Annotated in this window: 12 protein-coding genes and 1 other RNA gene; 3 read left to right on the plus strand and 10 right to left on the minus strand. The window is 45.5% G+C overall.

Annotated elements, in window-relative coordinates:
* Nucleotides 1-43 precede the first annotated feature (43 nt).
* The 9 genes from VSQ32_06300 to VSQ32_06340 all read right to left on the minus strand — a co-directional run bounded on the left by VSQ32_06300 (nt 44) and on the right by VSQ32_06340 (nt 14318).
* Nucleotides 44-1714 carry a formate--tetrahydrofolate ligase gene (locus VSQ32_06300; GenBank protein ID MEH2942482.1) on the minus strand — a complete coding sequence of 557 codons (1671 nt, stop codon included), beginning with the start codon at nt 1712-1714 and terminating at the stop codon, nt 44-46.
* Between the two features lie 18 nt (nt 1715-1732).
* On the minus strand, nt 1733-4753 hold the full coding sequence (locus tag VSQ32_06305; protein MEH2942483.1) for a DNA translocase FtsK 4TM domain-containing protein: 3021 nt from the start codon (nt 4751-4753) through the stop codon (nt 1733-1735).
* 58 nt (nt 4754-4811) lie between these two features.
* Nucleotides 4812-5633 (minus strand): YihY/virulence factor BrkB family protein, encoded by an 822-nt coding sequence (locus VSQ32_06310; GenBank protein ID MEH2942484.1) that lies wholly within the window; start codon nt 5631-5633, stop codon nt 4812-4814.
* Between the two features lie 2 nt (nt 5634-5635).
* A complete protein-coding gene (locus VSQ32_06315; protein MEH2942485.1) occupies nt 5636-7900 on the minus strand; it encodes a SpoIID/LytB domain-containing protein in 2265 nt (754 codons plus the stop codon).
* Nucleotides 7901-8146: 246 nt separating this feature from the next.
* Nucleotides 8147-8326, minus strand: a non-coding RNA gene (ssrS, locus tag VSQ32_06320) — 6S RNA.
* A 96-nt stretch (nt 8327-8422) separates the two neighbouring features.
* Nucleotides 8423-10606 (minus strand): L,D-transpeptidase family protein, encoded by a 2184-nt coding sequence (locus VSQ32_06325; protein ID MEH2942486.1) that lies wholly within the window; start codon nt 10604-10606, stop codon nt 8423-8425.
* A gap of 121 nt (nt 10607-10727) precedes the next feature.
* The gene (locus VSQ32_06330) at nt 10728-12407 is read right to left on the minus strand and encodes a phosphoenolpyruvate carboxykinase (ATP) (protein MEH2942487.1); all 1680 of its coding nucleotides are present in this window, start codon (nt 12405-12407) and stop codon (nt 10728-10730) included.
* A 103-nt stretch (nt 12408-12510) separates the two neighbouring features.
* The gene (locus VSQ32_06335; protein MEH2942488.1) at nt 12511-12924 is read right to left on the minus strand and encodes a cytidine deaminase; all 414 of its coding nucleotides are present in this window, start codon (nt 12922-12924) and stop codon (nt 12511-12513) included.
* 191 nt (nt 12925-13115) lie between these two features.
* Nucleotides 13116-14318: an IS110 family transposase gene (locus VSQ32_06340; GenBank protein ID MEH2942489.1), complete on the minus strand. Its 1203-nt coding sequence runs from the start codon at nt 14316-14318 to the stop codon at nt 13116-13118.
* Between the two features lie 397 nt (nt 14319-14715).
* Here VSQ32_06340 and VSQ32_06345 point away from each other — a divergent pair, with 397 nt between their 5' ends.
* On the plus strand, nt 14716-16080 hold the full coding sequence (locus VSQ32_06345; GenBank protein ID MEH2942490.1) for a citrate/2-methylcitrate synthase: 1365 nt from the start codon (nt 14716-14718) through the stop codon (nt 16078-16080).
* Here the strand turns inward: VSQ32_06345 and VSQ32_06350 are convergent, their stop codons facing one another.
* Nucleotides 16081-16410, minus strand: coding sequence for a hypothetical protein (locus VSQ32_06350; GenBank protein MEH2942491.1), 330 nt, complete (start codon nt 16408-16410; stop codon nt 16081-16083). It lies immediately after the preceding gene.
* A gap of 182 nt (nt 16411-16592) precedes the next feature.
* Here VSQ32_06350 and VSQ32_06355 point away from each other — a divergent pair, with 182 nt between their 5' ends.
* Nucleotides 16593-16964, plus strand: coding sequence for a response regulator (locus VSQ32_06355; GenBank protein ID MEH2942492.1), 372 nt, complete (start codon nt 16593-16595; stop codon nt 16962-16964).
* A gap of 5 nt (nt 16965-16969) precedes the next feature.
* Complete coding sequence (locus VSQ32_06360; GenBank protein ID MEH2942493.1) at nt 16970-17857, plus strand: chemotaxis protein CheX; 888 nt, start codon at nt 16970-16972, stop codon at nt 17855-17857.
* Nucleotides 17858-17863 lie beyond the last annotated feature (6 nt).

The raw sequence follows: 17863 nt of genomic DNA on the forward strand, positions 1-17863 counted from the left end.
TTGAAACTGCCTCCTGGGAAACGCTGATTAAATCAGCGTTTTCTCAGAACAATCCGGTAATAACTCCCTGGTCATCCACATCAATCTGATATGCCGCCGGGGTTTTTCCAAGTCCCGGCATGGTCATAATGGCGCCGGTAACTGCCACTACGAATCCGGCTCCGGCAGATACATATACTTCCCGGACATTTACGGTAAATCCTGTGGGCCTTCCCAGCTTCGTCTGGTCGTCAGACAGGGAATACTGAGTCTTTGCCATACATACCGGGAAATTACCCATGCCCAGTTCTTCAATTCGTTTTAATTCTTTTTCCGCTGCCGGGGCGTAAGTAACTCCGTCCGCACCGTAAATTTCTCTGGCAACAGTTTCTATTTTCTCTTTCAGAGAAAGGCTGTCCTCGTACAGAGGATGGAACCGGCTCTCTTTTGTTTCCAGGGTTTCCAGCACTTTTTCTGCCAGAGCAATTCCGCCTTCTCCGCCTTTTTCCCATACTTCCGACAGGGCGAATTCACAACCCCGCTCCTTGCAGAACTGCTCCACAAATTCTGTTTCCGCTTCAGAATCTGTAACGAAAGAATTCAGTGTTACGACTACGGGTACTTCATATTTCTGTAAATTCTCAATGTGTTTTTCCAGATTTACAATTCCTTTTTTCAGTGCCTCCAGGTTCTCCTCAGAAAGCTGAGCCTTCGGTACGCCGCCATTGTATTTCAATGCCCGCACCGTTGCCACCAGTACTACGGCATCCGGTTTCAGACCTGCCATACGACATTTAATGTCCAGAAATTTTTCTGCCCCCAAATCGGCTCCGAAGCCTGCTTCTGTCACCACATAGTCGGCCAGTTTCAGAGCTGTCTTTGTAGCGCGGACACTGTTGCAGCCATGAGCGATATTGGCAAAAGGTCCTCCGTGCACAATGGCCGGCGTATGTTCCAGTGTCTGGATGAGGTTGGGTTTTAAAGCGTCCTTTAACAGGGCTGCCATGGAACCGGTAGCCTGAATATCATCTGCTGTCACAGGTTTTCCTTCAAATGTATAGGCCACAATCATTCTGCCCAGACGTTTTTTCAAATCAGCCATATCCTCTGCAAGACACAATACTGCCATAATCTCAGAGGCCACGGTAATTACAAAATGGTCTTCCCGCACCATCCCGTCCATTTTCGTTCCGAGACCTACCACAATATTGCGCAATACACGGTCATTCATGTCCAGGCAGCGCTTCCATACTACCTGCCGGGGGTCGATATTCAGAGGATTTCCCTGCTGGATATGGTTGTCCAGCAAAGCCGCAAGAAGATTATTGGCAGAAGTAATGGCATGGAAGTCTCCGGTAAAATGCAGATTCAGGTCTTCCATGGGGACTACCTGCGCATAACCGCCGCCCGCTGCTCCGCCCTTAATGCCAAAACAGGGTCCCAGGGAAGGTTCACGCAGTGCCAGAACTGCTTTTTTCCCCATTTTGCCAAATGCCTGGCCCAGGCCTATACTGGTAGTGGTTTTGCCTTCTCCTGCCGGAGTGGGGTTGATAGCCGTCACAAGAATTAATTTTCCGTCTTTTTTATTCTTTACTTTTTCGATTAATTCATTCGACAGCTTGGCCTTATATTTTCCATATAATTCCAAATCATCTTCCGGAATATCCAGTCTGGCCGCCACATCTCTGATGTGAATCATTTCTGCTTCCTGTGCAATCTGAATATCTGTTTTCATGTTTTCCTCCTGTAATTTCTATACATGTTCTTCCACATATGTCTCAAATTCTGACATGGTCATCTGTACTTTCCTTGGTTTTGTGCCTTCTTCCGGCCCTACCACTCCTGCTTCTTCAAGCTGGTCCATAATTCTTGCCGCCCGGTTAAAACCGACTTTGAACATTCTCTGGAGCATTCCGATGGAGCCCTTTTCTTTTTCAATTACAAATTTTCCGGCTTCCACGAAATAAGCGTCCCTTTCGTTCCCGCCTCCCGGACCGGCTCCTGATCCTGCGGAAACCGTATTCATTTTTGCCTCCACTTCCGGATTATATGCCACAGTGCCCTGCTTTTTCAGGAAATCCACCACTTCTTCCACTTCAGAGTCCGACACAAAGGGCCCCTGGACACGTAAGGGCTTCTGGTAACCCTGGGGATAAAACAGCATATCTCCGTTACCCAGCAGTTTTTCCGCTCCGTTCATGTCCAGTATGGTTCGGGAATCCACACCGGAAGATACGGAAAAAGCGATTCGGGAAGGCATGTTGGCCTTAATCAGACCAGTGATAACGTCCACCGAGGGCCGCTGGGTAGCGATAATCAGATGAATGCCGGCCGCTCTTGCAAGCTGTGCCAGCCGGCAGATTGCATCCTCCACATCTCCCGGCGCCACCATCATAAGGTCTGCCAGCTCATCCACAATCACTACAATCTGAGGCAGCTTTGTGGGTTTGGTCTCATCTTCCACATGTTCCAGTGCAGCTATTTTCTGGTTATAGCCCTTCAAATCCCTTACCTGACAGTCTGCAAATTTCTGATATCGGTCCATCATTTCCGCTACTGCCCAGTGAAGGGCTCCGGCCGCTTTTTTCGGGTCTGTGACCACGGGAATCAGCAGATGGGGAATTCCGTTATATACGCTTAATTCCACCACTTTGGGGTCAATCAGAATCAGCTTCACATCATCCGGATCCGCTTTATAGAGAATACTCATAATTATGGTGTTGATACATACGGATTTTCCGGAACCGGTGGCTCCTGCAATCAGCAGATGGGGCATTTTGGCAATATCCGCCACCACTGCCTGTCCGCCGATATCTTTTCCCGCAGTAAAACAGATACCGGAGGGATGATTCTGAAATTCTTCTGTCTCTACCATATCCCGGAACCGCACCATGACATTTTCTTTGTTGGGCACCTCTATACCAACTGCCGCTTTTCCGGGAATGGGGGCTTCGATACGGATATCCGCCGCTGCCAGATTTAACTTGATATCGTCTGCCAGATTTACAATTTTGCTGACTTTCACACCCATTTCCGGCTGCATTTCATAACGGGTCACACTGGGCCCGCAGCTTACGTCGGTAATGGTCACATTGACGCCGAAATTCTTCAGAGTCTGCTGCAGTTTCAGGGCCGTCTCCTGTAAATGCTTCCTGGAATCTCCCTGGCTTCCGGTTCCTTTTTTCAGCAGAGAAACCGGAGGAAATATATATTCCTGTTTGGGAGGCGGCAAAAGAGACTCTTTGGCCGGAGAAGCCATTTCCTGCGGCTGCGCGGCCGGTTTCGATATTTCCGGTTCATTCGGCACAGCTTCCGGTTCCGGTACTTCCGGTTCCGGTACTTCCGGTTCATCCGGTACAGATGCCGGGATAACCTCCGATTCCGGCGCCGTCAGTTCTTCCGCCCGGACATCTTCAGATGTCTGAGAAGCTCCTGATATAATGGCAGATTCCAGCCCTGCAAACATCTCATCTGTAAAAGCGGATGTATCATTCAGTCCTGCAAACATCTCATCCGTAGAAGCGGATGCATCATTTAACCCTGCAGACATCTCATCTGCAGAAGCGGATGCATCATTCACTTCTGTAAACATCTCTTCTGCAAAAGACGGTTCGGAATTGATTACCAGCGGTTCTTCTCCCGTCAGAAGTATCTCTCCGGCTGACGTATCTGTCCGGGTATTCTGCTCCATGGCCTCTGATAATTCCGGTATTTCAGATATTTTTCTGCTTCTTCTGGGGCTTCGGTGAATCTTCTCTACCACTACCGGTTCTGAGAAAAGTTCCTGGGGATGATTCGTTTCTCTTTTTACAGGCATTTCCAGAATAGACGCCGTGGAGGGAGCTTCCGGTGAATCCCATCCCACCACATTTCTGACCGGACTGCTGTGAACTTCTTCATCCAGGGGCATATGGTTCTGAAAGCTGTTCCCCTGCAATACGGAATAAGATGTGGCTTTTCCCTGTTTTTCCTTTCCTCTGTCAGAAAACAGTTTCTCTTTTAATTCTCTGGAAAATGCCTCTGTTTCCACCGGCAGTTTCAGTTCGCTGATATTATCAGAGCGTTCCGGAGACACCGGAAGAATCCTGGTATCCAGAGCAACGCCTTCTACTTTTCGGTCTGTCCGCCTCTGATTCTGTTCTTCCCGGCGCAGTTCTTTCTGCTCTCTGCGCCTTGCCGCATCCTCTCTGGCGGTATCATATACTTTCCTGCTCCCTTTTTTCACGCCGCCCAGGAATGAGCGTTCCGTAAGCAGCACCAGGGCAATAATTAATCCGATAACATCTGCAATATAAGCGCCTGGTTTTCCGATGGCAGGACAGAGCAACATAGCCAGAAGCCCGCCCAGTGCTCCGCCTCCGTTTTTATGTTCCGCCGCATACTGAAAAGACTTCTGTACCTGGTATTCGCCGGATTCTCCTGCAATCAGCTCCATAAACAGGCATAAAAATAAAATAAATACCACGCCTGCCACAAGTTTTATGACAGCAACTCTGTTATTTCGGTTAGACACAAAAAAGGCTGCTCCCACAAAAAGACATACCGGGAACAGATAAGCCATCATTCCGAACAGGCCGAAACAGAAAGCGCTTACCTTTGCTCCAATGAAACCGCCGATTCCAAAGTTGCTGATAAACAATATGATGCAGACAGCCAACAGAACCAGAAGGACCACTTCACTTCCAAATGATACCTCCTGGCTGCTGTTTTTCTTTCCTGCCGCAGTCTTTCCGCCTGTTTTTCTTTTTGTCGTATTTTCTGGTCTTGACGCCATATGACTTCCTCCCAAACTGTCGTTCTTTATAGTCTATCACATCCGGAATGAAATGTCATTACCTCTTTTGTATCTGATATTCTTCATAAGCTTTGTTGAGTTCTGCACATACCAGCAGAATGTATACGCCGAAATACAGCCACAGCATTAACAGGATAATGGTGGTCAGGCTGCCGTACATGGAAAATCCGTTAAAATAGTCCACATAAACGGAGATACCGAAAGACAGCAGGGACCAGCCCACTGCACCCAGCAGACTGCCCGGAAGCTGATTTCTGACTTCTGTTTTCCGATTGGGAAGCATTTTAAACAGCATTGCAAAAAACAGCATCAGAACAGCAAGAAGGATCAGGGAGCGGAGTTTTAAAATCCCCTGTGTAATATCCGCCACAATGGGCAGATACTTCACAATCAGATGCTGCAGGCTGTTACCGAATACCATCAGTGTCAGAGACGCCACAATGGCAACCACCAGCATAAGGGTATAAAGAATCGCACGAAACCGCAACAGAAGCCAGTTTCTGGTTTCTTCAATATCATATACGCTGTTCAGCCCATTGGTCAGGCACTGAAGTCCTTTGGCCGCAGACCATACCGCCATCACTGCCGCAGCAGATACAATTCCCACGGAATTACTGTATACCTCATGGATAATTCCAATCAGAAACGGTGCGATATAATCGGGCATCAGCCGGTTTATGGTCTCCATCACCATGCTTTCCGTTACCGGAGTATACTGTATCAGAGATATAAACAGCATGACAAAGGGAATCAGAGACATGATAATAAAAAATGCCGACTGTGCTGCATATGCGCTGATATTATCTTTTCTGCATTCCTCCAGAAAGGCTTTTACTCCTGCTACTATTTTCCAAAACATCTCTATTCCTCATTATATATGTTTTCTATGGTAATATTCTGATAAAACTTCATTAGAATCTCAATATAACTCATACCCTCTTTTGCCATTCCGTTGGCGCCGTTCTGGCTCATACCAATTCCATGGCCATATCCTCCGCCGTACAGCACATATCCGTCCTGAACCGGAGTGAGGGTACAGTAAGCACTGGGCAGAAGCTGCATATCCAGAGTCTCTCCGGCCTGATTCTTTAAATTTACGGCAGCAGCTCCCAGTACGCAGCGTATATTATATTCTGTCAGCAGATTTACGGTTCCTTTTTCATAGGACACGCACAGGGTCCGGATTCCTCCTCCGGCGCCCCGCTCTGCCACGGAAAGCTCTTTTACCCCGCCGAAGCCCGGAAGTTCCGCAACGGTTCCCTCCGAACCGTCCTGTTTCAGAATCTGTACATTTCCCGGACTGGCCTGGGCCCGCTCTGCTACTGCTTTATTTATAGCTTCTGCGCTTTTACTCAGAAATACTTCTGCCTGCCAGCGAAAATAGGGGCTGTCTTTGTCGTAGGCGTTTACTTCGCTGCTTTTAATAAATTCCGCAAAATTTTCTTCTCCCTCAAGACCTGGCTCACTGTCGTCTGTCAGCAGAGAAATTCCCTGCAGATATCCGTATTTCCCGCCTTCTTCCGTATTCCACAGTCCCATATTTCCCGTATGTCCGCAGGAAGTGGAAAAAAAGTAGGCCTCTGCAATTTCTCCCTGATATTTTATCACTTCTCCGACGGTGTCGTCCACTGCAAGTTTTGTCTGTTCATTGCCTTCCTGCTTATTATATACCTGATAACTGGTACTGTCATCCACATGGGCGCCCAGTGCGGCATAATCGCCTTTCATAAGCTGAATACATGCATAACTTCTGGCACAGACTGCCTGAACGCACAATGCTTCCCTCTCATAGGAAGAAGGCATCTCGCTGGGCACTACTCCGTACAGGTATTGTTCCAGAGACAGTTCATTGACGGTTCCGTATCCTTCCGGATATTTCCGGATTTCCATAGTACCCTGATACCCCAGGGAAGTATGAGTGCCGGATGCATCGGAAAAATAGATGCGTCCATTTTCATTTTCCAGTGCGATTTTCAGATAATCGGAATCTTTTTCAAAAAATTCGGCTGCTTTTACCGGCTGTCCTGATTCGATTGGCTGAGTTCTGTCTCCAATGGTAAGGGTACCGCCCGCATCTGTCACAAATACAGGATCTTCGTGGTAGGGGGTTCCTTCTTCATTCAGCAGCAGAACCCGGACAATTTCAATAGAAGCAGGTTCTTTCAGAATAATACCGCACACCTGTTTATCAGCCACCACAAAATCTGCCTTCAGATTTCCGATTACCAGCTTGGATTCATCCAGTTCCTCTACTGTACCATACGTTTTGTATATTTTCAATGCACCGTTATGCTCCAGTGTTCCATAACCGGAAATCTCAATCTGTTCCTCGTTAAAGCTCAGGACTTTGCCGGAAATCAAATCTTCTTTTTTATAGATTGACGTCACCCTGCCGTCTGTCCATTCCAGATCACAGATGGTATTTGTGATGTTCTCTGTCAGTCCGGCAATGTCCAGAGAAATTTTCTGATGTTCAAACAACAGCTCTGCTTTTTCCTCACCGCTGGTATGTACAAATACATTTTTCAGCATCAGCGGCCCTTTGCATTCACTGCTGATTCCAATCATCCGGTTTCCCATCACATAGACCTGATACATGTCGTATGCATGGAAATAATTGATGCCCTCTGCCACCTCATAATAGCCTTTCTGCGTCAGCCTCCGGGAACTTCCGTCCTCATTCTGTTCTTCTTTTTCATCCATCAGAAATACCAGGTTTTTTGCAGATACACGCCCTTCCGTATCCAGTAAATCCAGTATCTGTTCATATACGCCGTTCCACTCGGAACGTGACACCTGCTTCCAGAAAAATCCCTTCGGACAGGTCACATACTCCTGTACGGAAAGCTGCTCCAGCAGCTTTTCCAGCTTTCCGAAAGTGAGCTTCCCATTCAGGTTCTTTCCCCCGTTTATTTCTTTTATTTTATCCTTCCATTCTGCTTCTTCATAATATGTAAAACTCAACTGGGAAGGCAGTTCCGCCATTGCCACATATTCGCTGCTGTATTCCGGAATCACTTTTTCACCCACAGCAAACCGGATAAAAATAATTGCCAGCATCAGAATTACCACCGCCAGAGCCGCTTTCCTGAGACTTTTTTTATTTACAGAATATCTCTTTTCCATGTAACATTCCTGTCCCTTTTAAAATTCCAAAATGACTGCCTGTCTTCAAGCGAAAAGGCTGCCTTTCTTCAAAGCAGCCCTTCCTCTTTTGTACTTTTTATCTTTCGTACCTCAGGAATCTTTTGTTATTTTCTGTCCTTCGTACTTCCCAACAGCCACTTCCGCAAAAGTGAGCATGTTTTCTTTTGAAACTTATGCGCTTATCCGCTTTTGTAAAATTCTTTTGTACATTCAAATTTTTTCTGAAAGTACCCCAAAATGCCGTTTCCTGCAATTTTGACTCCTAGCAAAGCCAGGTGGGTAACCGCAGCCTCTCTTCTGCCTTCCGCTGCTCAATGACGGCCTGACATCCAATTGGCAATATAAGAATCCCATAAAAGTAAATGTAGGTTCAAAATAGCAGGGTATCGAACATTCCAGGAAATACTCTCAAATCTAAACTGATTATACCTTATTATGTCCTGATTCGCAACTAAAAATTAATGTTAATTTCATGTTTCCTTCACAAAATTTTCCATAAAGTTACATTTCAGCTTCAGGTTCTGCCCCTGCCGGGGATTCATCTGCAGTTCCTGACCCCGCCGGAACTGTATTTTCATCTTCCGGCTGTTCCGATTCAGGCTGAATTTCATCCCTTGGCTGTTCCGGTTCAGGCTGAGTTTCATCCTGCGGTTCTTTCGGTTCAGGCTGAACTTCTTCCTGCTCAGGCTCCAGACTGGCGGGTGCTGTCTGAGGAGCTGTATCCGCTGCAGGTGCAGTTACCGTAAGGGTAAGCTGAGCGGTTCCCAGTTTTGCAGGATTATTCGGATTTGCCACAGTATAGGTAATCGTATAGGTTCCAGGTGCGGCAAATACTGCCATTCCTGCTCCATCAATGATATTGAGCACCTGACCGCTGGCGTCGATAATCTGAGCTGTCACACCGGAAATGGCTGTCTGGCCCAGAACCGCTCCGACGCCCTCATATACATTGTAAGCTGCATTGGCTTCAATGGTTTTGAGCTTATTGGCATCAATGTTGATAACTGGAGTCCGGTTGTCTGTAACCGTAATACGTTTTACGGCCTGTACGGCAGCCTGGCTGTTAGCCGGATTTGCCACTGTATATACTACCGTGTAAGTTCCCGCCTGTTCAAAAGTATAGTCTGTTCCGGTAAATTCACTGGAAACACCTGCCGGAGTGGTCACGTTCAGCCGAATTCCTGCCGTTACATCCTGACCTGATATCAAAGCTGCCGTCACGCCTGCCCGCAGATTCAGAGCAGTTCCGATTTCCGCGTTCTGGTCCGTAACTCCGGAAATAACAGGAGCCGCAGTGTCAACTACTGTTACGGTCATTTCTTTTACTGCAACGGCTTTCTTGTTGTTTGGATTTTTTACGGTATATCTTACCGTATAAATGCCTGTCTGAGTAAATCTGTAATTCGTATACTGACTGCTGCTCAGCTTCTTAAATTTCTCTTTGTTGGGTGCTTTCACTCTGACTTCCACTTTTGAGGTCATATTCTTACCGGAAACCAGTTTTGCTTTGACACCGGATTTCAGATTCAGTACGGAGCCGTATTCCACAGTTTTCGCAGAAACAATGCCGCTGTACTTCGGTTTCTTTGTATCTCTCACCTTAACGGTGGAAGTTACTTTCGTCACCTGTTTGTTATCCGGATGGGTTACATAATAATTAATCTTATATGTTCCCAGCTTTGTCAGTTTCAGAGTACTCTTCTTATATGTTTTCTCTTTTTTGCTGCCCGGATAAATCACCTTAATCTTAATCTGCTTTGTCAGATTCTTTCCGGATGCAGTAGTTGCCTTCACATTTTTCTTTAATTTCAGGGTTGATTTATATTCTTTGGTCTGAGTTTTCTTCACACCGGAAATTTTAGCCTTTCCGGTATCGGCAACGGTATACACCACGTCTGCATAAGCGTTTCTTCCCAGGGCGTCTGTGACCCGGTAGGTGATTTTATAGTCGCCCAGCTTTTTGGTATTTACTTTTCCGGCATAAGCCAGATTACCGCTGATATCATTTCCAAGGGAGTCTCTTGCCACAATTCCTGTCAGTGGATTAAAATTACTTCCATAGGATACTGTTCTGGAGGCGCCGCTGGTATCAATAGAAGGCATTGCGGAGCTGTAGGGGTTGCCTGCCATGGGGTCCGTGGGGTCCCAGCCGGTTCCTGTATTGGGTACTTTAATGGATGCCGGTTTCCCCAGGGGGTCATTGGCAGAGGAACCGTAGATAATCCTGACTTCAGTTCCCAGCGGGCAGTTATCATAAATCCATTTTGCATCCGCTACGGTCAGACGGACACAGCCGTGAGAGGCTGTTGAACCCAGTTTATTGTACTGCACATAAGACTGGGATGCATAATCACCGTTCCGGTAATACCACACGGAATGAAACAGAATGCCGTTCACAATACGGGTACAATACTGTCCATAGGAAGGCCCGTCCAGTTCATGCCATCTGTATTTATTGGGGGTATAAAAAGTTCCAAGGGGTGTGGCAGTTCCCACAGAACATACAAATGCCCGCTCCGGAGTTCCGTCTTTCCGGTATACAGTTACCACATTTGTTCCCTTGTTCACCTGTAATATGTAATTTCCTGCTCCTGCCGCCTGAGCCTCACCGGTATTCACATGAAAGAGTGAAACAGCCAGCAGAAAGCAAAGCATAATCGAAATGATTCTCTTACTTTTTTTCATTCTCATTCTCCAACACATTTCTGAATCGTTACATTTTCTTTACAGTTTACATACATTTCTTCTAATACACACTCTCCCACAGGAAATAATATCCTGTGGGAGTTAAAAAAACATTCTGATTTTATAAAGTATTTGCCTCGTCTACCACTTTCTTAATTGCGGCAGCAGCGTCTTCCGGCAGCTTGTTAAATCCGCCTTCTGCTTCGTCAAGGTTTGTCACATAATTCAGTCTGTCCTGCATACGTGCTTTTAACTGCTCAATATAATCTTTGTCAGACAGATTCGGAACAAATCCTTCCCATTCAAAGATTTCAATATCGGAGAACGGTCCCCATGGTTTGAAATCTGCTTTCTTTTCAACGATAGCTTCCAGAACACCCAGGGTATCCTTCGGCTGAACTTTCTTGCCCATAAATTCACCGGTATTGATAATGTAGCAGTCTACATTCTTGGTTTCCACCAGAGATTTGAACTTCTCATAATCGTTTACCAGCGGATAAGTACGGAATGGGTTCGCATAAGGCTCTACCACCAGTGCGTTGGGGTCTACGCCTGCTGCAAGTCTCTCGGCAGTGGACCGCTTGGTTGCAAGGGTTGCACCCATAACGGAAGCAAGGGAAGCTCCCTTTAATTTTACTACCGGCGGAATGGTGGGGTCTTTCATAATCCAGAAGATTGCATTTACCGGAGCTTCAATCTTATCCACACGGTTCGGTGACCATAATTTGGACTTGATGGCACGTCCGTTACCGTTACGTACATCTTCTGTTACCAGAACGACCTTTCCGTCCTCATCCAGAGTTGCGGAACAGTTCTGAGCTGTCAGCAGGAATTTGTTGTCCTCACATGCAGTGGGATAATCTGCGGTCTTGTCAAAGTAAGTAGGCTCTAATGCCACGGAAGAACATGTCTCTGCATTGATGATAAATGCATCGTCGTGAAGCACTTTGATAGACGGATATTTGTTGTTGTGTTTTGCATGTGTCAGAGTAGATTTGCCGGAACCGGATAATCCGAATACTGCGGCAACATACTTGGAGCCATCTTCCAGTGTATATTCCTTCTGTCCGCCATGGCAGGAAGCGTAACCGTTTCTGTTCGCAAGGGCCCATGCCAGTGTCAGTGTTCCTTTCTTATGCTCTCCGAAATATCTCATACCCAGGATTCCTGCGCAGTTGGTATCCGTATTGAAATAGCACAGGCAGTTGGGGTCTGAAATGTCAGTCTTATCTGTTCCAACCCACTGAGGATCAGAGAAAATGTAAATATCCGGCTCGTTCTCATACAGTTTGGATGATTTGTACATCTTTACATAATTGTCAGACATATACTGGAAGTTCAGCATCCAGGAGTAAAGGAGGTTCTCTTCTCCTTCCGGAATCAGCAGATGTGCCTTTACCATAAATTCCGGATCAAGACCGATAAATACTTCCGCATGATACATGGTTTTCCATCTGGTATCATAAACTGCATCCATCAGAATCTTATCCAGTTCCGTGGTATTAACACCCGGCTTGCCGGTAATTCTTCTAGCAGGCGCATAACGTCCTGTGATAGAACCGTCATTGAACAGCAATACCTTCGCATCCGGCTCAAGACCAAATTCTTCGCCTCTGTATACAGGCATGTCTGTTACAACAGTTCCCGGAGAATTCTTCGCAAGCTCATATGCTTCCTTCAGGGTATTTACCTTCACTACATTGTTGCCGTAAAATGCGGCTTCAATAATAGAACGGGTCTTTGAAAAACCAACCTTATTGGGCCCGATCTCTGTTCTTGGATAATATGCCTTTGTTGCCATTGTTTCATTTCCTCCTTAAATTTAAACTTCACTACTATATAGCATATCCCTTTGTCATTTCCCTGTCAATCTTTTTTTGTCTTTCCGTGTAAAAAAATGTTATTTATGCCGGTTCGCATGGCTTCAGGTCTTCTTTCCGGAAAGGGCCCGGAAACAGTTCACCCAGAGTCATGACGCGGTAATCCTCCTCATCATTGGCCAGAATCACCGAAAATGTGTCGAAATCGCAGAACTCTGCCAGAACCTGTCTGCAGATTCCGCAGGGAGCCAGATAATCATGATTGTCTCCATTGATAACAATGGCCTCAAATTCCCGTTCCCCTTCGGATACCGCCTTGAATATGGCAGTGCGCTCCGCACAGTTTGTAGCCGAAAAACTCACGTTCTCAATATTGCAGCCTGTATAAATTCTGCCGCTTTTTGCAAGCAGCGCGGCACCCACACGGAAATTTGAATAGGGTGCATAGGCAGATTCTTTCGCGGCAGCCGCCTGAACAATCAGTTCCCGATACTTCATTCTGCTCTCCTTCCCGTCCATGCCGGACTATCCCCATTCTAAACTATTTTTACCGTAAAATCCATAAAAACCTGCTAACAAAAGTCAAGACTTTTTAGCAGGTTTTTAAATATATTTTTCGTATGAATTTTTCCTACGACAATTAGACCGGTGGAAAATCCGGTCTGCCGTATCCGCTGTTTTAGTTCTTTTTACTTCTGGTATACTTCCATCACACGTGCATAATAAATCCTAAGGAATTTATTTAATCCCGCTATTTTTGCTGCACGTTTTGACTTTCCTTCTTTTTCTTTCTTCAAAATAAATCTATACACTGCTGCGTCTGCTGGCTCTTTATGGGTTTTCAGACATCTCATCACTTCATATCCAATCTTTCGCAGGCTGGAAGAACCTCTCTTGGATATTTTCCTCTCTGTCCCCATAAACTGCCCTGACTGATAGGGCGGCGCGTCGATTCCTGCGTGGGCTATCAGGGCTTTTCCGCTATGGAATCTTCTCACATCCCCAATCTCTGCAATCAATTTAGGCGCAAGGACATTTCCAACACCTCCCATTGCCCTGACAACCGGATATTCCGGCAGACTCTTGGCTAATGCCTGCATCTGTGTTAGAATGGTCATCAGAGTGTTATCGACTTCTCGTAACACCCGTACTGCCTCCTGTACCAGCATTTTGGTCGATGGGGTATCGGAGGGTACTGTGGGGATGCCTTCTTTTGCCAGTGCATAGATCTTGACGGCTTTATCCTGGCTCTGATGGTATCCCTTCTCTTTTGCCCATTTCAGATAGCTCTCTATAAACTGTTCCTCCGGTTTCTTCGTGATATTGTCATAATGCCAGTATTCTTCCGCAAAATCCCCCAGCTTATCTTTCCCATTTGTTTCATTCCAGCCTTTCAGCAGCGTTTTGATCCCAGGCATCGTATAGTCCAGAAGATGAGTCAGTTCCAACACGCTCTCCACACGCATCCGCATATAGTGACGGTACTGCCTTCCCAAAAGCTTCAGCTCCGCATAGACGCTTTCTTCTGCCTCATAGTCCTTCAGCCTGTACCAATGGTCAATCCCATAGTTAGAGATTGTAATGGCATCCTGCTTATCCGTTTTCACACGTCTTAACCCCTGACAGCGGTATTCCTTCATCTCAAATGGATTAATCACTGCCACAAACAGCCCTTTTTCTTTCAGATAGCTTAATACAGGCAGATGGTAGATCCCAGTAGCTTCCATGACCACACGGATGTCATCATTCAGACGCAGCAGCATGGAAGTCAGTTCGGACAGTTCTTTCTCCACATGACAGACTTCAAAAGGCCTGCTCACAACCTCACCATAAGGCTTTAAGATACATACGGTACTTTTTTCTTTTGACACATCAATTCCTACACTTATCATCTGTAACCTCCAAAATAAATCTGTAATTGTCCCATCCACACTTATTACCACTCATTTTAGTTCGTTACACGAAAGCACCTTACGGGTTTCAACCTGCTTAAACGACTGCTTATAATAAGGGATGGTTGACGGTTTTTATGACGGATGTGGTTAATCCAAAAATCGCTTCGCCAGACCAATTACTCCCTTATCATAAAAAAATAAGTGCAGAAGGTAAAGCACTATTGATATGCCTTATCTCTTACACTTATATGGTACTAAAAACCGCAAAAATAAATAAATTTTTATTTTAAACTATGAATTTTTCGTAAAATTGCATGATTTTTCTTGTGTCAATGTGAAAATATATGATATGATAATATAATACTTTTTAACATACCATACAAAGGGGGCTTTTATGAACACAAACAAATTTTGCGAAATCACACCGGAAATCCTCCGTCTGGCCGAATTAAGCCAGCAGGCTGCCACTATTAATCCGGATCTTTTTTCGGAATATGATGTAAAGAGAGGTCTGAGGGATTTAAACGGAAAAGGCGTTCTGGTAGGGCTTACGGAAATTTCAGACGTATGTTCCACCAGAATGGAAAACGGGAAATCTGTCCCGGCACCCGGAGAACTGTATTACCGCGGATACAATGTGAAGGATATCATCCGGGGACTTTCCGACAATGCTCATTTCGGTTTTGAGGAGAGCACTTATCTCCTTTTATTCGGAAAACTTCCGTCTCAGCAGGAACTGGCAGATTTCTGCACACTCCTTGCAACCTACCGCTCTCTTCCCACCAGTTTCGTCAGAGACATTATTATGAAAGCTCCCAGCCAGGATATGATGAATACCCTTGCCCGAAGCGTTCTGACTCTGTATTCCTATGATGACCGGGCAGACGATATTTCCATACCAAATGTTCTGCGCCAGTGTCTGGAGCTGATCAGCCTGTTTCCGCTTCTTTCCGTATACGGTTATCAGGCTTACCGCCATTACCACGACGGCGCCAGCCTTTTCATCCACACACCGGGACCGGAACTGTCCACAGCGGAAACCATTCTGCATATTCTGCGGCCGGACAGCAAATATACGCCCCTGGAAGCAAAACTGCTGGATATCTCCCTGATTCTCCATATGGAGCATGGCGGCGGAAACAATTCCACCTTTACCACCCATCTGGTATCTTCTTCCGGTACGGATACCTATTCTGCCATTGCCGCTTCTCTTGGTTCCCTGAAAGGCCCCAGACACGGAGGCGCCAATATCAAGGTGGTAAAAATGTTTGAAGATATGAAAGAACATATCCATGACTGGAAAGACGAAGAGGAAATCGCGGCTTATCTGACAGCGCTCCTTCATAAAGAAGCATTCGACCATGCAGGCCTGATTTACGGTATGGGCCATGCGGTATATTCCCTGTCAGACCCCCGTGCGGAGCTGTTCCGTACCTTCGTGGAACGCCTCTCCAGAGAAAAGGGCCGCGATGAGGAATTTGATCTCTATTCCACAGTGGAACGCCTGGCTCCCCGGATTATTGCCAGAGAGCGGAAAATCTACAAAGGCGTAAGCCCCAACGTGGACTTTTTCTCCGGCTTTGCCTACAGTATGCTGAATCTGCCTCTGGAGCTTTATACGCCTATTTTTGCCATTGCAAGGATTTCCGGCTGGAGCGCCCATCGTCTGGAAGAACTGAACTACAACGGCAAAATCATGCGTCCTGCCTATAAAAACGTACAGGAACACCGGGAATACATTCCCATGGGTGAACGCTGACTACCAGAATCTGCGTTTTGCACGGTTTATGGAAATATAAAACCAGATACATACTGTCAGAAACAGCAGAATCATGGCACGCATTACAGCGGGAACAGGTGTTACACAGTCATTTACGAATCCTGCAAGACCAAACAGTGACGCCATTGCCCCCATAACGATGGTTCTTCCGTAAATGTAATCTATGTATCCCTTTTCGTCCCGAATGGCGGAAACAGCCGTTCCGCCGGTAAACCAGCTGCTGAGTTTCCCTGTCTGTTTCATATTGACAGCAGAATAAACCGTATAAACTCCATAAATGAAAATGACTGCATCAAATAGTACCAACATGGTATAATTCCTTTCTTTATTGTTGCTTTTCCCTTCTTATCAGTATATAATGGTAATAATAAAATATTATATACGCTGTCGAAAAGGATTGCAAACGGTATTTATTAAAAGAAAAGATTGAAACTTACCATCAGTTGGTGTAGAATCATAATATATAAATCAATCAGCAAGGAGCGATTCGAATGGAAAATGTAAAAATATTAATCTGCGATGATTCCGTTCTGGCACGAAAACAGTTAAAGGATATCATCAAAAAATGCGGCTATGACAATTTTATAGAGGCTTCTAACGGACAGGAGGCATTTGACCGGTATAAGGAAGAACAGCCGGATCTGGCATTTCTGGATATTGTTATGCCTGTAAAAGACGGCGTGGAAGCGATTCGCGACATTCGCGGTTTTGATCCCAAAGCCTATATTGTGGTTGTTTCCTCTGTGGGTACTCAGACCCAGCTGAAAAATGCTATTTTAGAAGGAGCACGTGATTTTGTACAGAAGCCTTTCTCTTCTTCTGCGATTGCAGAAATTTTAAAAGGGCGTTTTGAAGGGAGATAAGAGTTATGCATACGCAGTTTTTTGGTAATTTTTTGCTTAATAAAGGGGTTATCACTCCTGAACAGCTGATAGAGGCTTTGAAAATTCAGTCCTCTACTCACAAAAAATTCGGTACACTGGCAATTCATTCCGGATATATGTCAGCAAGTGAAGTCGCAGACGTCTATATTACACAGACCCATTACGATAAACGTTTTGGAGAACTTGCCATGGAACTGGGTTATCTTACTCCGGAACAGGTGGACAAACTGCTGACCATTCAACTCCCGAATTATATGTTGCTGGGACAGATTCTGGTAGATCAGAAGATACTGACGCATATAGAACTGGAAAATCTGATTACAGAGTATAAATCTGAATATGAAATTTATGAACTGGATATGATGGAAGAACAGAAAAACCTGGTGGATAAACTTCTTTCCAGCCTTTATCTTCCTGAGGAGCTGCCAAACACACAGAATATTATTTCTTATCTTACGCTCCTTTTTAATAATCTGGTACGCTTTATCGGGGAAGATTTCACACCTTTGAATATTATGACTTTACCTGAAGTTCCCACCAGCTTCTGTGTTTCACAGATGGTAGACGGTTCTTTTGCTTTTATGTCCGCGCTGGATATGGACCCGGAAACAGCAATTGCATTTGCCAGCAGATACGTGGACGAAGAATTTAATGAATTTGATGAATATGTCAGTGCTTCCATGGAGGATTTTTTGAATTTACATAACGGTCTTTTTTCTGTAAATATGTCAAATGATTATACACTGGAATTACATTTACAGCCCCCTGCTGCCCATGAGAATACGGTACTTGCAACAGAATCTCCCTGTTATCTGCTGCCGGTCATCTATTCTTTTGGAACCGTTAATTTTATTTTCTCTGTAACATCATAATATTGT

This window comes from Lachnospiraceae bacterium JLR.KK002 (assembly GCA_036941025.1).
Taxonomy (GTDB): Bacteria; Bacillota; Clostridia; order Lachnospirales; family Lachnospiraceae; genus Petralouisia.

Bases quoted from the DNA above. Each gene is read 5' to 3' on its own strand.
- VSQ32_06330 (MEH2942487.1), bottom strand. From the start codon at position 12,407: ATGGCAACAAAGGCATATTATCCAAGAACAGAGATCGGGCCCAATAAG.
- VSQ32_06355 (MEH2942492.1), top strand. From the start codon at position 16,593: ATGGAAAATGTAAAAATATTAATCTGCGATGATTCCGTTCTGGCACGA.
- VSQ32_06315 (MEH2942485.1), bottom strand. From the start codon at position 7,900: ATGGAAAAGAGATATTCTGTAAATAAAAAAAGTCTCAGGAAAGCGGCT.
- VSQ32_06350 (MEH2942491.1), bottom strand. From the start codon at position 16,410: ATGTTGGTACTATTTGATGCAGTCATTTTCATTTATGGAGTTTATACG.
- VSQ32_06345 (MEH2942490.1), top strand. From the start codon at position 14,716: ATGAACACAAACAAATTTTGCGAAATCACACCGGAAATCCTCCGTCTG.
- VSQ32_06300 (MEH2942482.1), bottom strand. From the start codon at position 1,714: ATGAAAACAGATATTCAGATTGCACAGGAAGCAGAAATGATTCACATC.
- VSQ32_06305 (MEH2942483.1), bottom strand. From the start codon at position 4,753: ATGGCGTCAAGACCAGAAAATACGACAAAAAGAAAAACAGGCGGAAAG.
- VSQ32_06310 (MEH2942484.1), bottom strand. From the start codon at position 5,633: ATGTTTTGGAAAATAGTAGCAGGAGTAAAAGCCTTTCTGGAGGAATGC.
- VSQ32_06325 (MEH2942486.1), bottom strand. From the start codon at position 10,606: ATGAAAAAAAGTAAGAGAATCATTTCGATTATGCTTTGCTTTCTGCTG.
- VSQ32_06360 (MEH2942493.1), top strand. From the start codon at position 16,970: ATGCATACGCAGTTTTTTGGTAATTTTTTGCTTAATAAAGGGGTTATC.
- VSQ32_06335 (MEH2942488.1), bottom strand. From the start codon at position 12,924: ATGAAGTATCGGGAACTGATTGTTCAGGCGGCTGCCGCGAAAGAATCT.
- VSQ32_06340 (MEH2942489.1), bottom strand. From the start codon at position 14,318: ATGATAAGTGTAGGAATTGATGTGTCAAAAGAAAAAAGTACCGTATGT.